The organism is Chryseobacterium sp. CFS2, from assembly GCF_036543225.1.
GTDB classification, from domain to species: domain Bacteria; phylum Bacteroidota; class Bacteroidia; order Flavobacteriales; family Weeksellaceae; genus Chryseobacterium; species Chryseobacterium culicis_A.
Genome location: NZ_JAZHQU010000002.1, coordinates 52,300 through 69,282, shown reverse-complemented (window position 1 = coordinate 69,282; position 16,983 = coordinate 52,300). Strand labels below are relative to the sequence as shown.

The 16,983-nt window shown below is 35.8% G+C and carries 21 protein-coding genes; 19 read left to right on the top strand and 2 right to left on the bottom strand.

Going from position 1 to position 16,983, the window contains the following annotated elements; genetic code table 11:
- The first annotated feature begins 4 nt into the window (after positions 1-4).
- The 8 genes from secY (at position 5) to rplQ (ending at position 4,755) form a co-directional block, all read left to right on the top strand.
- Positions 5-1,384 carry a preprotein translocase subunit SecY gene (secY, locus tag ODR02_RS03705; RefSeq protein WP_105683339.1) on the top strand — a complete coding sequence of 460 codons (1,380 nt, stop codon included), beginning with the start codon at positions 5-7 and terminating at the stop codon, positions 1,382-1,384.
- Positions 1,385-1,387: 3 nt separating this feature from the next.
- Positions 1,388-1,603: a translation initiation factor IF-1 gene (infA, locus tag ODR02_RS03700; RefSeq protein ID WP_034684855.1), complete on the top strand. Its 216-nt coding sequence runs from the start codon at positions 1,388-1,390 to the stop codon at positions 1,601-1,603.
- A 63-nt stretch (positions 1,604-1,666) separates the two neighbouring features.
- Complete coding sequence (gene rpmJ / locus ODR02_RS03695; protein ID WP_007839480.1) at positions 1,667-1,783, top strand: 50S ribosomal protein L36; 117 nt, start codon at positions 1,667-1,669, stop codon at positions 1,781-1,783.
- Between the two features lie 7 nt (positions 1,784-1,790).
- Positions 1,791-2,168: a 30S ribosomal protein S13 gene (rpsM, locus tag ODR02_RS03690; RefSeq protein ID WP_034694696.1), complete on the top strand. Its 378-nt coding sequence runs from the start codon at positions 1,791-1,793 to the stop codon at positions 2,166-2,168.
- 12 nt (positions 2,169-2,180) lie between these two features.
- A complete protein-coding gene (gene rpsK, locus ODR02_RS03685; RefSeq protein WP_034694697.1) occupies positions 2,181-2,570 on the top strand; it encodes a 30S ribosomal protein S11 in 390 nt (129 codons plus the stop codon).
- A 19-nt stretch (positions 2,571-2,589) separates the two neighbouring features.
- Positions 2,590-3,198, top strand: coding sequence for a 30S ribosomal protein S4 (gene rpsD, locus ODR02_RS03680; protein ID WP_047096812.1), 609 nt, complete (start codon positions 2,590-2,592; stop codon positions 3,196-3,198).
- A gap of 33 nt (positions 3,199-3,231) precedes the next feature.
- Complete coding sequence (locus tag ODR02_RS03675) at positions 3,232-4,227, top strand: DNA-directed RNA polymerase subunit alpha (RefSeq protein WP_089734595.1); 996 nt, start codon at positions 3,232-3,234, stop codon at positions 4,225-4,227.
- 6 nt (positions 4,228-4,233) lie between these two features.
- Entirely contained in the window at positions 4,234-4,755 is a 522-nt protein-coding gene (gene rplQ, locus ODR02_RS03670; RefSeq protein WP_047422412.1) for a 50S ribosomal protein L17, read from the top strand.
- A gap of 77 nt (positions 4,756-4,832) precedes the next feature.
- Here the strand turns inward: rplQ and ODR02_RS03665 are convergent, their stop codons facing one another.
- Positions 4,833-5,267: a hypothetical protein gene (locus ODR02_RS03665; RefSeq protein ID WP_209786164.1), complete on the bottom strand. Its 435-nt coding sequence runs from the start codon at positions 5,265-5,267 to the stop codon at positions 4,833-4,835.
- 66 nt (positions 5,268-5,333) lie between these two features.
- Here ODR02_RS03665 and ODR02_RS03660 point away from each other — a divergent pair, with 66 nt between their 5' ends.
- From ODR02_RS03660 to ODR02_RS03630, 7 genes are all read left to right on the top strand, one after another.
- Entirely contained in the window at positions 5,334-7,187 is a 1,854-nt protein-coding gene (locus ODR02_RS03660; protein ID WP_408914951.1) for a glycoside hydrolase family 35 protein, read from the top strand.
- Positions 7,188-7,403: 216 nt separating this feature from the next.
- Complete coding sequence (locus tag ODR02_RS03655; RefSeq protein WP_105683341.1) at positions 7,404-8,036, top strand: response regulator transcription factor; 633 nt, start codon at positions 7,404-7,406, stop codon at positions 8,034-8,036.
- A gap of 5 nt (positions 8,037-8,041) precedes the next feature.
- Positions 8,042-8,866 carry a hypothetical protein gene (locus ODR02_RS03650; protein WP_309511651.1) on the top strand — a complete coding sequence of 275 codons (825 nt, stop codon included), beginning with the start codon at positions 8,042-8,044 and terminating at the stop codon, positions 8,864-8,866.
- A gap of 635 nt (positions 8,867-9,501) precedes the next feature.
- Positions 9,502-10,290, top strand: a complete 789-nt coding sequence (locus ODR02_RS03645) for a sensor histidine kinase (protein ID WP_309511650.1) — start codon at positions 9,502-9,504, stop codon at positions 10,288-10,290.
- 71 nt (positions 10,291-10,361) lie between these two features.
- Positions 10,362-10,691 (top strand): hypothetical protein, encoded by a 330-nt coding sequence (locus tag ODR02_RS03640; RefSeq protein ID WP_209786158.1) that lies wholly within the window; start codon positions 10,362-10,364, stop codon positions 10,689-10,691.
- A gap of 207 nt (positions 10,692-10,898) precedes the next feature.
- The gene (gene eno / locus ODR02_RS03635) at positions 10,899-12,191 is read left to right on the top strand and encodes a phosphopyruvate hydratase (RefSeq protein WP_105683346.1); all 1,293 of its coding nucleotides are present in this window, start codon (positions 10,899-10,901) and stop codon (positions 12,189-12,191) included.
- An 88-nt stretch (positions 12,192-12,279) separates the two neighbouring features.
- Positions 12,280-13,566 carry a citrate synthase gene (locus tag ODR02_RS03630; protein ID WP_105683347.1) on the top strand — a complete coding sequence of 429 codons (1,287 nt, stop codon included), beginning with the start codon at positions 12,280-12,282 and terminating at the stop codon, positions 13,564-13,566.
- A 116-nt stretch (positions 13,567-13,682) separates the two neighbouring features.
- Here ODR02_RS03630 and ODR02_RS03625 read toward each other — a convergent pair whose 3' ends face one another.
- Positions 13,683-13,847, bottom strand: a complete 165-nt coding sequence (locus tag ODR02_RS03625) for a hypothetical protein (RefSeq protein ID WP_158521335.1) — start codon at positions 13,845-13,847, stop codon at positions 13,683-13,685.
- 290 nt (positions 13,848-14,137) lie between these two features.
- On the opposite strand from ODR02_RS03625, the gene ODR02_RS03620 reads away from it, so the two are divergent.
- The 4 genes from ODR02_RS03620 (at position 14,138) to ODR02_RS03605 (ending at position 16,924) form a co-directional block, all read left to right on the top strand.
- Positions 14,138-15,052 (top strand): dimethylarginine dimethylaminohydrolase family protein, encoded by a 915-nt coding sequence (locus ODR02_RS03620; RefSeq protein ID WP_209786156.1) that lies wholly within the window; start codon positions 14,138-14,140, stop codon positions 15,050-15,052.
- A 105-nt stretch (positions 15,053-15,157) separates the two neighbouring features.
- Positions 15,158-15,562 carry a four helix bundle protein gene (locus tag ODR02_RS03615; RefSeq protein ID WP_209786155.1) on the top strand — a complete coding sequence of 135 codons (405 nt, stop codon included), beginning with the start codon at positions 15,158-15,160 and terminating at the stop codon, positions 15,560-15,562.
- Positions 15,563-15,620: 58 nt separating this feature from the next.
- Complete coding sequence (gene ctlX, locus ODR02_RS03610; protein ID WP_309511649.1) at positions 15,621-16,544, top strand: citrulline utilization hydrolase CtlX; 924 nt, start codon at positions 15,621-15,623, stop codon at positions 16,542-16,544.
- 20 nt (positions 16,545-16,564) lie between these two features.
- Positions 16,565-16,924 (top strand): S-adenosylmethionine decarboxylase family protein, encoded by a 360-nt coding sequence (locus ODR02_RS03605; RefSeq protein WP_105683354.1) that lies wholly within the window; start codon positions 16,565-16,567, stop codon positions 16,922-16,924.
- Positions 16,925-16,983: the final 59 nt, after the last annotated feature.

Below are 16,983 nucleotides of genomic sequence, written 5' to 3'. Positions count from 1 at the left end.
ACTAATGAAAGAATTTATACAAACACTTAAAAATATTTGGAGTCTTAAAGAATTGAGAGATAAAATTCTCTTCACTTTAGGTATTATCCTTGTGTATAGATTCGCATCTTATATCTCACTTCCTGCAATTAACCTTGCAGAGGTGGGAGATCTCTTAGAGCATTATAAAAATCAAGGCGGTAACAAGCAAGGAGCAGGTCTCCTTGGCTTGCTTTCGTCGTTTACGGGGGGAGCTTTCAGCCACGCTTCCGTAATGGCGTTAGGGATCATGCCTTATATTTCTGCTTCTATTATTGTTCAGTTGATGGGGATGGCTATTCCTTATCTTCAGAAGCTTCAGAAAGATGGAGAGTCAGGTAGAAATACATTGAACCAAATTACAAGATGGTTAACGATTGGAGTTTGTCTGGTACAGGCACCTTCTTACTTAACTTCTATTACTCAATTATTCTTACCATATGCTCAGTTCCAGTCTGCATACTATGTAGAGCCAAATTCAATCATGTTCTGGTTGCCAAGTATCGTTATTTTGGTTGCCGGTTCAGTATTTGCAATGTGGCTAGGTGAAAAGATTACCGATAAAGGTATCGGAAATGGTATTTCTATCCTTATTATGGTGGGAATCCTTTCAAGATTACCTGAGGCATTCGTACAGGAGATGGCCGTGCAGAACGGTAAAGGAGGAATGGGATCTATCATGATCCTTATTGAAGTATTATTCTGGATGGTGGTAGTTCTTCTCGCAGTAATCTTATCGGTTGCTGTTAGAAAAATTCCAATTCAGTATGTAAGCAGAGCTCAAGCAAGAGGAGGTGTAAACAAAAATCTTATGCAGGGAGCAAGACAATGGATTCCATTGAAAGTAAATGCTGCTGGTGTAATGCCGATTATCTTTGCTCAGGCATTGATGTTCGTACCAGGATTATTAACAAAATTCGATGAGTCTAACACTTTTCTTGCAGGTTTCAAGAATGTTTTTAGCTGGCAGTACAATGTATTGTTTGCGCTATTAATTATTATCTTCTCGTTTTTCTATACTGCAATTACAATTCCGGTAAACCAGATGGCTGATGATTTGAAGAGAAATGGAGGTTTAGTACCGAAAGTAAGACCCGGTAAAGAGACAGCAGATTACTTAGATGATATTTTATCAAAAATTACCTTGCCAGGTGCAATTTTTTTATCTATCTTTGCAGTCCTTCCAGCAATTGTGCATGGAAGCTTTGTTCAGACAGATGCGTTTGCCCTATTTTTCGGGGGAACGTCCCTATTAATTATGGTAGGTGTAATTTTAGATACAGTTCAACAGATTAATACTTATCTGCTGAATCATCATTATGATGGTTTAATGCAGTCTAAACTGTCTAGAACGACTGGATATTAATTTATGGCAAAACAAAAACATATTGAACAAGACGGCGTTATAACGGAAGCACTTTCGAACGCTCAGTTCCGTGTAGAACTTGAAAATGGGCATATTCTTATTGCTCATATTTCTGGTAAAATGAGAATGCATTATATTAAACTTTTACCTGGTGATAAGGTAAAACTAGAAATGTCTCCCTATGATTTAACGAAAGGGAGGATCACATTTAGATATTAAAAACATTTAGCCAAATGGAATTCTCATTCCATTTGGCATTTGTAAAAAATAAATACTATCAAAATGAAAGTAAGAGCATCAATTAAAAAAAGAAGCGCTGATTGCAAAATCGTACGCAGAAAAGGTGTACTGTTCGTAATCAACAAGAAGAACCCAAAATTTAAACAAAGACAAGGTTAATTAAATTATGGCGAGAATTGCAGGTATTGATTTACCAAAAAACAAAAGAGGAGTTATCGGTTTAACTTACATCTACGGAGTTGGAAGAAGTACTTCTTCTGAAATCCTTAAAGCTGCCGGTATCAGCGAAGACAAAAAAGTCAACGAATGGAATGACGATGAATTGGCTGCAATCAGAACTTATATCTTAGAAAACGTAAAAGTTGAAGGAGAATTAAGATCTGAAGTGCAATTGAACATCAAGAGATTGATGGACATAGGATGCCAACGAGGAATACGTCACAGACTTGGATTACCTTTAAGAGGCCAGAGAACGAAAAACAACTCTAGAACCCGAAAAGGAAAGAGAAAAACTGTTGCTAACAAGAAAAAAGCTAGTAAATAATCGTTAGGAATTATGGCAAAACAAACTAAAGTAGTTAAGAAGAGAAAAGTAAAAGTTGAAGCTATTGGTGAAGCGCATATTCAGGCTTCTTTCAATAACATCATCATTTCTTTAACAAATAAAAACGGAGAGGTTATCTCTTGGGCTTCTGCCGGTAAAATGGGTTTCAGAGGTTCTAAAAAGAATACTCCATTTGCTGCTCAGATGGCAGCTGAAAATTGCTCTGCTGTAGCTCACGAAGCTGGTTTAAGAAGAGTAAAGGTGTTTGTGAAAGGTCCAGGTGCAGGTAGAGAATCTGCTATCAGATCTATCCACAATTCAGGGATTGAAGTTTCAGAAATCGTTGACGTGACTCCTATGCCACACAACGGATGTAGACCACCAAAAAGAAGAAGAGTTTAATTTTTAGAATTTACCCATTATGGCAAGATATATTGGACCTAAAACTAAGATTGCTAGAAAGTTTGGTGCTGCAATCTACGGAGATGATAAAAACTTCGAAAAAAGAAAAAACCAACCGCCAGGACAACACGGTCCTAACAAAAGAAGAGGTGCTAAAAAATCAGAATACGCAGTTCAGTTGGCTGAAAAACAAAAAGCTAAATATACTTACGGTATCTTAGAAAGACAGTTTGCTAACTTATTTGAAAAAGCACACAGAAGCAAAGGAGTAACAGGTGAAGTTCTATTACAACTTTGTGAATCAAGATTGGATAACGTTGTATACAGATTAGGGTTTGCTAAAACTAGATCTGGTGCAAGACAATTAGTTTCTCACAGACACATCACTGTGAACGGAGAAATTCTTAATATCCCTTCTTACTTGGTAAAAGCTGGTGATGTAATCACTGTAAGAGAAAAGTCTAAGTCTCTTGAAGTTGTTACCAATGCATTGGCTTCTAAGTCAAACTATGAGTGGTTACAATTCAACGATGAGAAGAAAGAAGGTACCTTCATTTCTGCTCCAGAAAGAATCCAAATTCCGGAGGACATTAAGGAGAACCTTATCGTCGAACTTTACTCTAAATAATTTTTTAATCAAATTTTTGCTCAACCCAATAATATGGCAATTTTACAATTCATAAAACCCGATAAAGTAATTTTACTTAACTCTGATGAATTTAAAGGTCAATTTGAATTCAGACCTTTAGAACCAGGTTTCGGGCTTACAATCGGTAATGCTTTGAGAAGAGTGTTGCTTTCTTCTCTGGAAGGATACGCTATTTCATCTATCAAAATAGAAGGTGTAGAGCACGAATTTTCAACTATTCCAGGAGTAATCGAAGACGTTACCGAAATTATTCTTAACCTTAAGCAGGTAAGATTAAAAGCTTCAGCAGAAGGCCAGGCTAACGAGCAGGTTGTTGCTAAAGTTTCAGGTCAAACGATCATTACTGCTGGTGATTTAGGAAAATCGATCAACGGATTCGAGGTATTAAACCCGGATTTAATGATTTGTAACCTAAATACTGATGTAACTTTCGAAATTACTTTCAATATTGAAAAAGGTAGAGGATATGTTCCTTCAGAACAAAATAAGTCAAACAATGCTCCTGTAGGAACTATTGCCATTGACTCTATTTTCACGCCGATCAAGAAAGTACAATACAGCATTGAAAATTATCGTGTAGAGCAAAAAACAGACTACGAAAAACTTGTATTAGATATAGAAACTGACGGGTCTATCAGCCCTCAGAATGCTTTAACTGAAGCTTCTAAGATATTAATTTATCACTTCATGTTATTCTCTGATGAGAGAATTACGCTTGAAACAGAAGCTGTAAAAGCATCTATCCAGTACGATGAAGAAACTCTTCACACAAGACAACTTCTTAAGTCTAAATTAGCAGATATGGATCTTTCTGTAAGAGCCCTTAACTGTCTGAAAGCAGCTGAAGTAGAAACTCTTGGAGAATTGGTTTCTTACAGTAAGTCTGATTTGATGAAATTCAGAAATTTTGGTAAAAAATCTTTGACAGAACTAGAAGAATTAGTGCATTCAAAAGGTCTTAACTTCGGTTTCGACGTTGCAAAATATAAGTTAGACGCTGATAAATAATTAATAATGAGACACGGTAAAAAATTCAATCACTTAGGAAGAACAGCTTCTCACAGAAGTGCTTTACTTTCTAATATGGCTTGTTCTCTAATTGAGCATAAAAGAATCAACACTACTGTAGCTAAAGCTAAAGCTTTAAGAGTATATGTTGAGCCTCTATTAACAAAAGCAAAAGAAGATACTACACATAACAGAAGAGTAGTATTCTCTTACCTTCAAAATAAATTTGCGGTTGCTGAATTATTCAGAACTGTAGCTCCTAAAATCGCTGAAAGAAACGGTGGTTATACAAGAATCATTAAGACAGGTTTCAGACCAGGTGATGCTGCTGATATGGCTCTTATCGAATTAGTAGATTTCAACGAGCTTTACAACCCTAATGCTGAAGAGAAAAAAGCTACAAGAAGAAGCAGAAGATCAACTGCTGCACCTAAAAAAGCTGAAGCAGTAGTTGCTGAAGCTCCTGCAGTAGAAGAGAAAGTAGAAGAAGCTAAAGCTGATACTACTGAAGAAAAAACTGAAGAATAATATTCATTCAGATATAAATAAAAACCATCCGGATTCCGGATGGTTTTTTTGTTTTATAATCAAAGAACAAGATCTTATTAAATTTTCGTTCTTTTCAGCTCAATAATATTATTACCCTGTTCAAGGTGAAGGCTGTCTCCTTTTACGTGTGCAGTCATATCATCTTTCTTGTAAATTGTTTCATCACCCTTTGTTTCTGTTTTTGGCAGCGTGAATGTTTTCTTATTGCTGGTAATAGCTACTGTACTTTCTTTCGGATCGTTTTTGAAAACAACCTTTACCAAAGTACCATCTGTTGCTTTATAAACAAAATCTGTTTTTTCAATTTTTTTGCCATTTACATCTACTGTTGATGAACTTTGAGTCACAGAATCTATTTTTCCGTTGCTATCTGTAATTACAGTTTCTGAACTGTCTGTTTTGATAATGCTTTTGTTTCCGCTTTCACTTTTTTTACAGCTCACTACAGCCAATGCAAGTACAGCACCTAATGCTAAAAGACTTTTTTTCATGATTATATTATTTGATATTCAATATGATTTTTATACTTTAATTTTACAAAAATCATGCCTTACAATATGAGAAATTTTAACCGTTATTTATGCATATTTCTTTTATTTTTCTCCTTGAATACTATGTTTTCACAAAAGAGAAATTTTGAAATCAAAGATGGACATTTCTTCTTAAATGGAAAACCTTTCACGATTTATTCCGGAGAAATGCATTATCCAAGAGTTCCGTCAGAATACTGGAAGCATCGTATGCAGATGATGAAAGCCATGGGTTTGAATACAGTGACCACTTATGTTTTTTGGAATTATCATGAAGAAGCCCCGGGGAAATGGAATTTTTCAGGCGAGAAAAATTTGCAGAAGTTTATAAAAACAGCCCAGGAAGTAGGTTTATATGTTATCATCCGCCCGGGACCTTATGTTTGTGCAGAGTGGGAATTTGGCGGATATCCATGGTGGCTGCAAAAGAATAAAGACCTTGAAATAAGAAGAGATAATAAATCCTTTTTAGAAGAATGTAATAAATACATCCATCAGTTGGCAAAACAGATTGTACCGCTGCAGATTAATAATGGAGGCCCTGTGATTATGGTGCAGGCAGAAAATGAATTTGGATCATATGCAGCTCAGAGAAAAGATATTCCTCTTGAAGAGCACAGGAAATACAGCCATAAGATCAAAGAAATGCTATTGAAAAACGGAATTTCAGTGCCGTTATTTACTTCAGACGGGAGTTCACTTTTTAAAGGAGGTTCTATTGAAGGTGCTTTACCCACAGCAAATGGAGAGAGTGATATTGATGTTTTAAAGAAAAGTATCAATGAATATAATGGAGGGAAAGGTCCCTACATGGTAGCAGAATATTATCCGGGTTGGCTGGATCATTGGGCAGAACCTTTTGTTAAGGTTTCAACAGAAGAAGTCGTAAAGCAAACAAAGCTGTATATAGAAAATGGTATTTCTTTTAATTATTATATGATTCATGGGGGAACCAACTTTGGGTTTACGAGCGGTGCCAATTACGATAAGGATCATGACATCCAGCCGGATCTTACCAGCTATGATTATGATGCTCCCATAAGTGAAGCAGGATGGGCTACCTCTAAATACAATGCTTTGAGAGAAATTTTTCAAAAAATAAACAAGCATAAACTTCCTGACGTTCCAAAGCCAGTCAAAGTTATTACGATTCCAGCAATTGAATTTTCAAAAGTAAACTGTCTTTTTGATCTTACCGATCATCAGAAACCCGTTATAAGTGACAAGCCGCTCACATTTGAAGATCTGAATCTTGGAAACGGATATATGCTCTACAGAAGAAAGTTTGATAAAGATCAGAAAGGAAAACTAGAGATAAAAGGATTGCGGGATTATGCGAATATCTACATCAATGGAAAATGGAAAGGAGAGATGAACAGGATACATAAAAAGTATGATCTCGATCTTGAAATAAAATCAGGAGACCGACTGGAAATTCTGGTGGAAAATATGGGTAGGATTAATTACGGAGCAGAGATTGTTCATAATCTAAAAGGAATTATAAGCCCTGTGAAAATGAACGGGATTGAGATGGTTGGAAACTGGGAAATGCTTCCTTTACCATTTGATACTTTTCCTAAACATCATTTTAAAAATAAGGATATTGCAGACCATTCACCTGTAATTCAGGAAGCTGAATTTACCCTTGATGAAACGGGAGATACTTTTCTTGATATGAGAAATTTTGGAAAGGGCATTGTTTTCATCAACGGAAAAAATGCAGGAAGATACTGGAGTACTGCAGGGCCCCAACAAACACTTTACATTCCTGGAGTATGGCTGAAAAAAGGTAAAAACCTCATTCAAATCTTTGAACAGATTGACTTTCATCCTACTATAAGCAGTATTGATCATCCTATTCTTGATCAACTTGTGAAATAACGATTGATTTTATGATATGTATTAATATTTAATTGTTTTTGTTTTAATTTATTGTGAAATAATTAGTATTGTATTGTTTCTAAGTGGAAAATTGATTAAATTTAATAAAACTAAAAGACTGAAACCATCACGGCAAACTCAAACACGAATATTACACAAAGGTGTAATTGATTTCAAATTGTTTTCTGTTGAAATTTGCTTCAAACAAACAAAGTCATGAGCATTTCCATAGCCATAGTAGAAGACGAAAAAAACTACAACAATGCGTTGAAGAAGGTCATCAATTATCAGAAGGATATGAAAGTAATTGCTCAGTTCTTTGATGGGAATGATGCCATGATGAATCTCCCTGATATTTCCCCTGATGTAGTAATGATGGATATCCAGCTACAGGATATGCTCGGAATCGAAATCATAGAAAAACTCCGAAAAGAAATGCCCAATACACAGTTTATCATGTGTACCAGTTTTGATGATGATGAAAAAATCTTTAATTCTTTAAAAGCTGGCGCAATGGGATACCTGGTAAAAGGAGAAAGTATGGATAAGATTCTTTCTTCTATACGGGATGTGTATCATGGAGGGGCTCCTATGAGTTTCTCAATTGCAAGAAGGGTATTGATGCATTTCGAAAAAAAACTTCCGGAAATAAAAGGCTTTGATGAACTTACGGAACGCGAAAAAGAAATTCTTGAACTTCTTTCACAAGGGCTGCTCTACAAAGAGATTGCAGATCAGAAATTCATCAGCATTGATACCGTAAAAAAACATGTAGGAAATATTTACAGAAAACTTCACGTAAACAACAAAGTGGAGGCCGTTAATAAATTTAATCAATCAAAAAACTAAAAACTATGGAAAAAGAATTGTATGATTTTAAATGTGCACTGGAAGCAACCATCATTGCAATGCAGAAAGCCGGAACAATTAAAGATTTCTATGAAATGGCTGAGTTTACAGAAAGGGAACAATGGATAAAGGAATATATTACAAAGAATGGTATCATCTTTTTTGTAACACATCCTATTGGGGATGAAGAATTTCGGGTAAACAGTGGAGTATTCCAGCAGCGAGCTCCCAACCTTGCACAGGAGCTGTATATTGACTTCCGTTTATTTGAAACCCTTGTTAGAAACCATTTGAATGATGGTTATACCAAAATGAAGATCTCTTTTAGAGAAATTACAGATAGTACCGTCGGTGAATTTTCTAGAATGCTCCCCGCAAATCAATTATTTTTGAACAGTATGAAAGGATATTTGTATGCAACCCTTTCCTTCCATAATGAGCCTGAAAATGTCACAACTGATAAACATTATTTTGTCTTTAATCTGGAAACCTATTATGAAGTTAATGTATCAGGTTTTGGTGATTTTGATAGAACACCCTTAGGCGGAACCCTCAGTGGAGCATCAAGTGATCGGTATGTAGCCAACTCTATATGCTATGATTTGATTCTTGTTAAACAGTACATCGATAGAATCCATATGTATCTGGAAGGCTGTCTTCAAAAAACGGTTACCAGAATTAATTTCATACCGTGTATTGGCCGAAAAAAGACGTTAAGTTCCGCAACCGAAAAAGAGTCAGTATATCTGGCTGCTATGCCGGCAGATAACAACAAACAATTATTTAGCAGAGAATTTCCATATTACGATCAGGGAAGTCTGGAGCCATAAAATGCTTATTACAGCTTACTATATAATTTCTTTTATTGTTGTAATAAAAGGTATAATAGTTTTGAGAGGAAGAAAATTATCCTCTCAAGACTATTTTTTGTTGTATTTAATCGTAAATTTTGTTGTAGATTTCTTTTCAGAGACTAATATTATTTTAACAAAATCAATTCAGTATAATTATCTGAATGTCTTCAATAGTTTTTATTTTATCATCTTTTATTTTCGATACACCAGCAATAAAAAGATTGCAGTTGCCATATCTGCCATTGTTTTAATCGCAATATTATGGAATATTGAACTTTTTTATATGGATAAATACAATTTGAATATGGCGATCACGTATTGTGTAATCAATATACTGCAGGTATTGTATTGGTGCAGTTATAAATTAAACAATATCAGTAAATCGAAAATTACAGAAGATCCCGTATTTTGGATCTCAACCTCGCTACTTTTATGGAGCTGTTTTTTTCTTTTCAGAATTATTCCAATGTATCTGCTGAATGAAATTGATAAACCGTTTCTAAAACTGCTGAAACAAATATTAAATATAATCAATATCGTATGCTGTGGCTTATTTTATATTGCCTTGCATAAATATAAGCCTTGCATAAATATAAACTGATGAATAAAAAATGAAGTCTTTGCCTTCAGAAATAAAGCTTATTTTTTTTATAGCATTACTTTTGGTTGTGCTGTTGGTTGCTTTTACAATTTTTGTTGTATTGATGTACAACAGAAAGCAGCTTTTATACCTAAAAGAACAACAGCTCAAAGAATCCGAACACCAGAACCAGCTCCTTCAAAAAGAACTCGAAAAACAGAAAGTGCTGGAACAGGAACGGGAACGTATTTCCCACGATATGCATGATGATCTTGGAGCAGGAATTTCGGCATTGAAGCTTCAGGCAGAATTTCTGAAACAGAAAGCTGAAGATGATGATCTGCAAAGTGATATTGATGAGCTCTTGAAAACTTCTGAGGAAATGAATATCTCCATGCGGGAAATGCTCTGGAGTCTGAACTCAGGAAATGATACATTAGGAAGCTTTGTTGATTATGCTGTCCTTTATACCGGAAATTTTCTAAAGAAAACAAAAATCGTGGTATACTCGGAATATGAAAATATCATTGCAGAAACATCCCTTTCCACTGAAATGAGGCGTAATCTTTTTCTCTGTTTAAAAGAAGCCGTTAATAATGTCTATAAACACAGTCATGCAAGTACTTTGAAACTTTCATTTTTGCAGGAAGAAAATACCTTTTCCATAAAAATTTCTGATAACGGAACTGGGATTTCACAGGATCAGAAAGAAGGAAATGGTCTCCGGAATATGAAAAGAAGAATGAGTGAATTGTCTGGCGAATGCAATATCGTTTCTGACAACTCCGGAACTTATCTGGTTTTTAAAATAATAGTATAAATAAATTACCCTTTTGTGTACTTGACAGGTACATTTTTTAGAGGGAAATTTGATATATAAAATTAAAAGCCATGAAAACTCTCATTAACGACAGTATTGGAGATTTAGAAGCTGCTTTAAAAAACAACAGTGATCTTCAGCAGAAGTTCAAAACAAATCCTATAGAAGCGATTAAAAATGTAGAAATAAGAAATCCTAAAGATACAGACTATTGGATCTACAGGATTATTGTACTGATGCTTGGGCTGGCAGTCATTGCTATTATTGCAGGACTTATTCTCATTGCTTACTGGAATGACGGATCCGCCAAAGATAATCAGCTGGTCACCATCTTTGCCACCATTTCATCAGGAGCAATAGGTGCTCTGGCTGGCCTTCTCTCTCCTTCGCCCAGAAAATAATAAATAGCTTATCATAATTGTATAAAGAAGCTCACTTTTTAAGGTGAGTTTTTTTAGTGTTCCTCTATTTTTAAGATCCAGAAAATGTGGAATTATCATAATATAAATTAACTAAAATTTAACTTCGATTTATTTCAAAAAAATCCCGTGAAATACCCCTAAAAGTTAAATTTTGATTAAATTTGTCTAAACTAAAAAAAATAAAAAATGAGTGCAATTTCTTACATAGAAGCAAGACAGATTTTAGATTCCAGAGGAAATCCTACCATTGAAGTAGATGTATTTACAGAAAGCGGGGCAATGGGCCGTGCAGCTGTACCTTCAGGAGCGTCTACAGGAGAACACGAGGCGGTAGAATTACGTGACGGTGGTTCAGAATATCAGGGGAAAGGAGTTCTGAAAGCTGTTGAAAATGTTAAAGAAGTAATTGCAGAGAATTTAGTGGGCCAGCCGGTTTTTGAACAAAACTATATCGATCAGATTATGATTGATCTTGACGGAACGCCTAACAAAGGAAATCTTGGTGCCAATGCTATTCTTGGGGTTTCTTTGGCTGTAGCCAGAGCTGCCGCTGCAGAATTGGGAATGCCTCTTTATAAATATGTTGGAGGAGTAAATGCCAATACACTTCCTGTTCCAATGATGAATGTAATCAATGGTGGATCTCACTCAGATGCTCCTATCGCATTCCAGGAATTCATGATCATGCCGGTAAAAGCAGATTCTTTCTCTCACGCATTGAGAAAAGGAACTGAAATTTTCCACAATCTTAAATCTATTCTTCATTCAAGAGGATTATCTACTGCAGTAGGTGACGAAGGTGGTTTTGCACCTACTTTCAAAGGAACTGAAGATGCTTTGGATACTTTACTTCAAGCTATTGAAAAAGCAGGTTATAAGCCAGGTGATGACATTATGTTGGCACTAGACTGTGCAGCTTCTGAATTCTACAAGGACGGAATTTATGATTACAGAAAATTCCAGACTCCGGATGCGGCTCAGTTTTCAAGCAGCGAGCAGGTTTCTTACTTAGCGGAACTGGCTGCAAAATATCCAATCATTTCTATCGAAGATGGTATGCAGGAAAACGACTGGGAAGGTTGGAAAATGTTAACTGATAAAATCGGTGACAGAGTACAGCTGGTAGGAGATGACTTATTCGTAACCAACGTAGAAAGACTATCCAGAGGAGTAAAAGAAAATATTGCCAACTCAATCCTTGTAAAAGTAAACCAGATCGGTTCTCTTTCTGAAACAATGGCTGCTGTACAAATGGCTCAGAACAACAAGTTCACTTCAGTAATGTCTCACAGATCAGGAGAAACTGAAGATTCTACAATCGCTGATTTAGCAGTAGCAATGAACTGTGGACAGATCAAAACAGGTTCTGCTTCAAGATCAGACAGAATGGCAAAATACAACCAGTTATTGAGAATTGAAGAAGCTTTAGGTGAAACTGCAATTTTCCCAGGATTGGAAGCATTTAAAATCAAAAGATAATTAATCGAATTTATAAATAACGGCAAGCGAAATTTTTAGTTTGCCGTATTTTATGGAAAGTGGTATATTTAAAAAAAATAAATAAATAATGTCAGACAACAAAGTAATATTGAATTACGACGGTAATTCATATGAATATCCTATCGTGGATAGTACTATCGGAGACAGAGGGATTGATATTTCAAAATTAAGAGACCAGACAGGTTTGATCACTCTGGATTTAGGTTACAAAAATACAGGAGCTACTATTAGCGACATCACTTACTTAGACGGAGATAAAGGAGAATTATTCTACAGAGGTTATCCAATCGAGCAGATTGCTGAAAAATCTAACTTCACTGAAGTAATGTATCTTTTATTACATGGAGAATTACCTACTCAGGATCAGTTTACTTCATTCGACAACAACATTAAAAAATATAACTTCATCGCAGACGAAATGAAAAAGATCATTGATGTTTTTCCTCGCTCTGCTCACCCTATGGGAGTTTTATCTTCTATGACTTCTGCATTGACCGCTTTCAACCCAAAGGCAGTTAACGTAAACTCTAAAGAAGAAATGGATCACGCTGCAGAGCTGATGATCGCTAAGTTCTCTCACCTTTGTGCTTGGACTTACAGAAAAACTCAAGGTTTACCATTAAACCACGGGGATAACAACCTAAACTACGTAGAGAACTTCTACAAAATGGCATTCAGATTACCAAATGCTGATTTCGAAATCGATCCGGTAGTTGTAGGTGCTTTAGATAAATTATTAATTCTTCACGCAGACCACGAACAAAACTGTTCTACTTCTACAGTAAGAATGGTAGGTTCTGCTCACACAGGTCTTTTCGCTTCTATCTCTGCAGGGGTTTCTGCACTTTGGGGACCACTTCACGGTGGAGCTAACCAGGCAGTAATCGAAATGCTTGAATTGATCGAAAAAGATGGAGGTGACGTATCTAAATATGTTGCTAAAGCGAAAGATAAGAGTGATAACTTCCGTCTAATGGGATTCGGACACAGAGTTTACAAAAACTTCGACCCAAGAGCGAAAATTATCAAAAAAGCTGCTGATGATATCCTTACCGCATTAGGAATCCAGGATAAAGCTCTTGACATTGCTATGCAGTTAGAAAGAGTAGCGCTTGAAGACGAATACTTCGTAGAAAGAAAGCTATATCCAAACGTAGATTTCTATTCAGGAATCATCTACAGAGCGTTAGGAATTCCTACAGAAATGTTTACTGTAATGTTTGCATTAGGAAGACTTCCAGGATGGATTTCTCAGTGGAAAGAAATGAGACTGAAAGGAGACCCGATCGGAAGACCAAGACAGGTTTACCAAGGTGCTCAGGAAAGAAACTACATCGATATTGCAAGCAGATAATATTTGCTTATACCATAAAAAGAATCCCAAAGCTTGCTTTGGGATTCTTTGTTTATAATTTATATAACTAAACCGAATAAGAAAGCCTGCTTGAAAAAGCAGGCTTTCGTTTTTTATTATGGGCATTGGCATCTGTCACATGTCCAGATATAGCAGTTTCCTGCGTCATCCCATTCGCAGCATCTTCTGCCTGTTGAGATTGGAGCACCTCCCATTACCGATTTTTGTTGATCTCTTCCTAATTTTTGTGCTTTTTTCAGCACTGGATTGTTCTTGTTCATGACTTTGATTTTTGGTGTTAATAGTTACGTTTTACTGTTTATAATTTCGCGAAAATTATATCACTAATATAGGAAATTAAATAATATAAATATCTGTTTTTTGCTTCTTATGTAGATGGAAAATAGCAAGTTGTAGATGTTTTTGGAACTATTCACTGCAGTTGACGGAACAGACAAGGAAATTTTGTGGAAGGGTGCTGGTTTTGTAAGCCAAATTTAATACATAAAATAATGCAAAAGTTTTACAGATAGAGACCTTTACTTATATTTGTAGTATTGCATAAATCTTTATGAGACTAAACATTAAAAACGAAACGGGGAGGCTGAAGTCAGTAGTTCTAGGCCAGCCTAATTCATTGGGAGCAGTTCCCACCCTAGAGGAAAGTTATGACGCAAAGTCATATTACTCAATCGAACACAACATTTATCCTAAAGAAGAGGATATTATCAATGAAATGAATGCTTTTGAAGCAGTGTTAAAAAAGTATGGCGTTGAAGTACTGCGTCCAAGTATCATCAAAGACTACAACCAGGTTTTTTCCAGAGATGTAGCCTTTGTAATTGATGACAAAATGATCATTTCTAATGTGATCGCAGACAGAGCAGACGAGCAGGAAGCATACAAAAGCGTTTTTGAAAAAGTAGCATGGAGAAAGATCATTAATCTTCCGGAAACAGCACACATTGAAGGAGGAGACGTAATTGTGTGGAATGATTTTATTTTTATCGGAACCTGCTTCAGCGAGGATTACAGAAACTATAAAACGGCAAGAACCAACGAGTATGCCATTGAAATCTTAAAAGAATATTTTCCAAAGAAAAGAATCATTGATCTGGAACTGAAAAAAAACGATAAAGTTCCGTTTGAAGGTATTCTGCATTTGGACTGCACATTTAATCCGGTAGGAGAAGACAAATGTATCATTTATAAAAACGGGTTTGTGGATGAAAGCGATTACCGTTTAATCATTGATATTTTCGGAGAAGAAAACTGTTTCCACATCAATGATGAAGAAATGTTTGAAATGTTTCCGAATATTTTCTCCATTTCACCTGATGTAGTAGTTTCAGACAAAGCATTCACCAGAATGAATGATCACCTGAGAAACGAATGGGGAATGACCGTTGAAGAAATTCCTTACAGAGAAATCTCTAAAATGGGAGGCTTGTTGAGATGCTCTACAATGCCGCTTGTGAGAGAATAATTGAGTGGGAATGTTTTAGGGTTTGAGAGTGGAAGTGTTTTAAGGTCTGGGAGTTATAGTGTTGGTGGGTTTAAATATTTTTTTAATTTTAAACAAATATTAGGTATGTCAACAATTAAATTTCATCAGGACCTAAAAGTTTATCAAAAATCATTTGAAACAGCACAACTGATTTATGAATTCTCAAAATCCTACCCGAAAGAAGAACTTTATTCACTTACAGATCAGATAAGAAGATCATCAAGATCTGTAACTGCAAATATTAGTGAGGCTTGGGGAAAAAGAAAATATGAAAAATCCTTCATCGCTAAGCTTACGGATTCAGAGGGAGAAGCAAGAGAAACCCAAACATGGCTTCAATTCGCTTTTGCTTGTAAGTATATAAATGAAGAGCAGTATGATCATCTGCACAAAGAATATAATCAAATAATAGGAATGTTAGTTAATATGATGAGTCAGTCAGAAAAATGGTGTTCATTTTCTCCGATTAAAAAGGAAGAAAATAATTGATAAACCGTTGTGAAAACACTCAAACACTCATACGCTATCACCCTCAAACTTAGAATAAATGCAAACAACAGATACAGTATTAATGATAGAACCGATTGCATTCGGTTATAACGCTGAAACAGCGAAAAACAATTACTTTCAGGTAGAACAAACGGGTTCTGATATCCAGTCGAAAGCTTTGGCAGAGTTTAACACCTTTGTTGGAAAACTGAGAGGAAAAGGAATCAATGTAATCACGATAAAAGATACGTTGGATCCTCATACTCCGGATTCTATTTTCCCAAACAACTGGGTAAGTTTCCATAAAGACGGGAAAGTAGTTTTATATCCGATGTTCGCTTCCAACAGAAGAGTGGAAAGAAGAGAAGATATTATTGAAAGTATCAAAGATCAGGGCTTTGAAGTCGCTGAAATTGATGACTGGTCTTTTCCTGAAACTCAGGGACATTTCCTGGAAGGCACGGGAAGTATGATTTTCGATCACGATAATAAAATTGCTTACGGTTCCGTTTCTTTGAGGCTGGATGGAAAACTGTTCAGAGAATTCTGTACAAAATTCGGGTTCACTCCGGTTGTTTTTCACTCATTTCAGACGGTAGGAACAGAAAGACTTCCGATCTACCACACCAATGTCATGATGTGTGTAGCGGATAAGTTTGTCGTAATCTGCCTGGACTGTATTGATGATGAGCTGGAAAGAGAAAAAGTAACAGAAACTATTAAAGGTTCCGGAAAAGAAATTATAGAAATTTCAGAAGAGCAGATGCAGCAGTTTGCGGGAAATATGCTTCAGGTTCAAAACAAAGACGGAGAGAAATTCCTGGTAATGAGCCAGACTGCTTACCAGTCTTTAGCTGCAGATCAGGTGGCAGCGATTGAAAAATACTGCGAAATTATCTATTCAGACCTGAATACCATTGAAGTAAATGGAGGAGGAAGTGCAAGATGTATGCTTGCTGAGGTTTTTCTTCCAAAAAAATAATATATTTACGAAAAAATTAATTGAACCCATTATCAAGTAAAGGTTTACATATTCTTCTGACTTTGGAAACAGAGTCAGAAGATTTGTTATTAGACAGCAAAGGTTTTCTCGAGTTTACAGAAGAAATTCTGAAAACCAAAGAGGTGGAAATTGTAGGAGTAACCAATCATATTTTTGAAAATGAAAGCTTTACTTCCGCAGTAATCCTTAAAGAATCTCACCTTTGTATTCACACGTGGCCGGAGTTTAAACAGCTTACTTTTGATGTTTTCCTTTGCAATTATTCACAGGACAATACCACAAAAGTAGAGCAGATTGCAGATGAGGTGGTTCAGTATTTTAAAGCTAATACCATTCAGAAACACAAAATTTACAGATAACAAATGCACTATGTCTGCCCAGCATGCGAATCAGAAAATAAATTAGACCTCACTTTTCC

Excerpts from the sequence above, each read along its gene's own strand:
- rpsM (WP_034694696.1), top strand. The coding sequence starts at position 1,791 with ATGGCGAGAATTGCAGGTATTGATTTACCAAAAAACAAAAGAGGAGTT.
- ODR02_RS03620 (WP_209786156.1), top strand. The coding sequence starts at position 14,138 with ATGAGACTAAACATTAAAAACGAAACGGGGAGGCTGAAGTCAGTAGTT.
- ODR02_RS03660 (WP_408914951.1), top strand. The coding sequence starts at position 5,334 with ATGAGAAATTTTAACCGTTATTTATGCATATTTCTTTTATTTTTCTCC.
- ODR02_RS03645 (WP_309511650.1), top strand. The coding sequence starts at position 9,502 with ATGAAGTCTTTGCCTTCAGAAATAAAGCTTATTTTTTTTATAGCATTA.
- ODR02_RS03655 (WP_105683341.1), top strand. The coding sequence starts at position 7,404 with ATGAGCATTTCCATAGCCATAGTAGAAGACGAAAAAAACTACAACAAT.
- infA (WP_034684855.1), top strand. The coding sequence starts at position 1,388 with ATGGCAAAACAAAAACATATTGAACAAGACGGCGTTATAACGGAAGCA.
- ctlX (WP_309511649.1), top strand. The coding sequence starts at position 15,621 with ATGCAAACAACAGATACAGTATTAATGATAGAACCGATTGCATTCGGT.
- ODR02_RS03630 (WP_105683347.1), top strand. The coding sequence starts at position 12,280 with ATGTCAGACAACAAAGTAATATTGAATTACGACGGTAATTCATATGAA.
- rplQ (WP_047422412.1), top strand. The coding sequence starts at position 4,234 with ATGAGACACGGTAAAAAATTCAATCACTTAGGAAGAACAGCTTCTCAC.
- rpsD (WP_047096812.1), top strand. The coding sequence starts at position 2,590 with ATGGCAAGATATATTGGACCTAAAACTAAGATTGCTAGAAAGTTTGGT.
- ODR02_RS03640 (WP_209786158.1), top strand. The coding sequence starts at position 10,362 with ATGAAAACTCTCATTAACGACAGTATTGGAGATTTAGAAGCTGCTTTA.
- rpmJ (WP_007839480.1), top strand. The coding sequence starts at position 1,667 with ATGAAAGTAAGAGCATCAATTAAAAAAAGAAGCGCTGATTGCAAAATC.
- secY (WP_105683339.1), top strand. The coding sequence starts at position 5 with ATGAAAGAATTTATACAAACACTTAAAAATATTTGGAGTCTTAAAGAA.
- ODR02_RS03625 (WP_158521335.1), bottom strand. The coding sequence starts at position 13,847 with ATGAACAAGAACAATCCAGTGCTGAAAAAAGCACAAAAATTAGGAAGA.
- ODR02_RS03650 (WP_309511651.1), top strand. The coding sequence starts at position 8,042 with ATGGAAAAAGAATTGTATGATTTTAAATGTGCACTGGAAGCAACCATC.
- ODR02_RS03615 (WP_209786155.1), top strand. The coding sequence starts at position 15,158 with ATGTCAACAATTAAATTTCATCAGGACCTAAAAGTTTATCAAAAATCA.
- ODR02_RS03675 (WP_089734595.1), top strand. The coding sequence starts at position 3,232 with ATGGCAATTTTACAATTCATAAAACCCGATAAAGTAATTTTACTTAAC.
- rpsK (WP_034694697.1), top strand. The coding sequence starts at position 2,181 with ATGGCAAAACAAACTAAAGTAGTTAAGAAGAGAAAAGTAAAAGTTGAA.
- ODR02_RS03665 (WP_209786164.1), bottom strand. The coding sequence starts at position 5,267 with ATGAAAAAAAGTCTTTTAGCATTAGGTGCTGTACTTGCATTGGCTGTA.
- eno (WP_105683346.1), top strand. The coding sequence starts at position 10,899 with ATGAGTGCAATTTCTTACATAGAAGCAAGACAGATTTTAGATTCCAGA.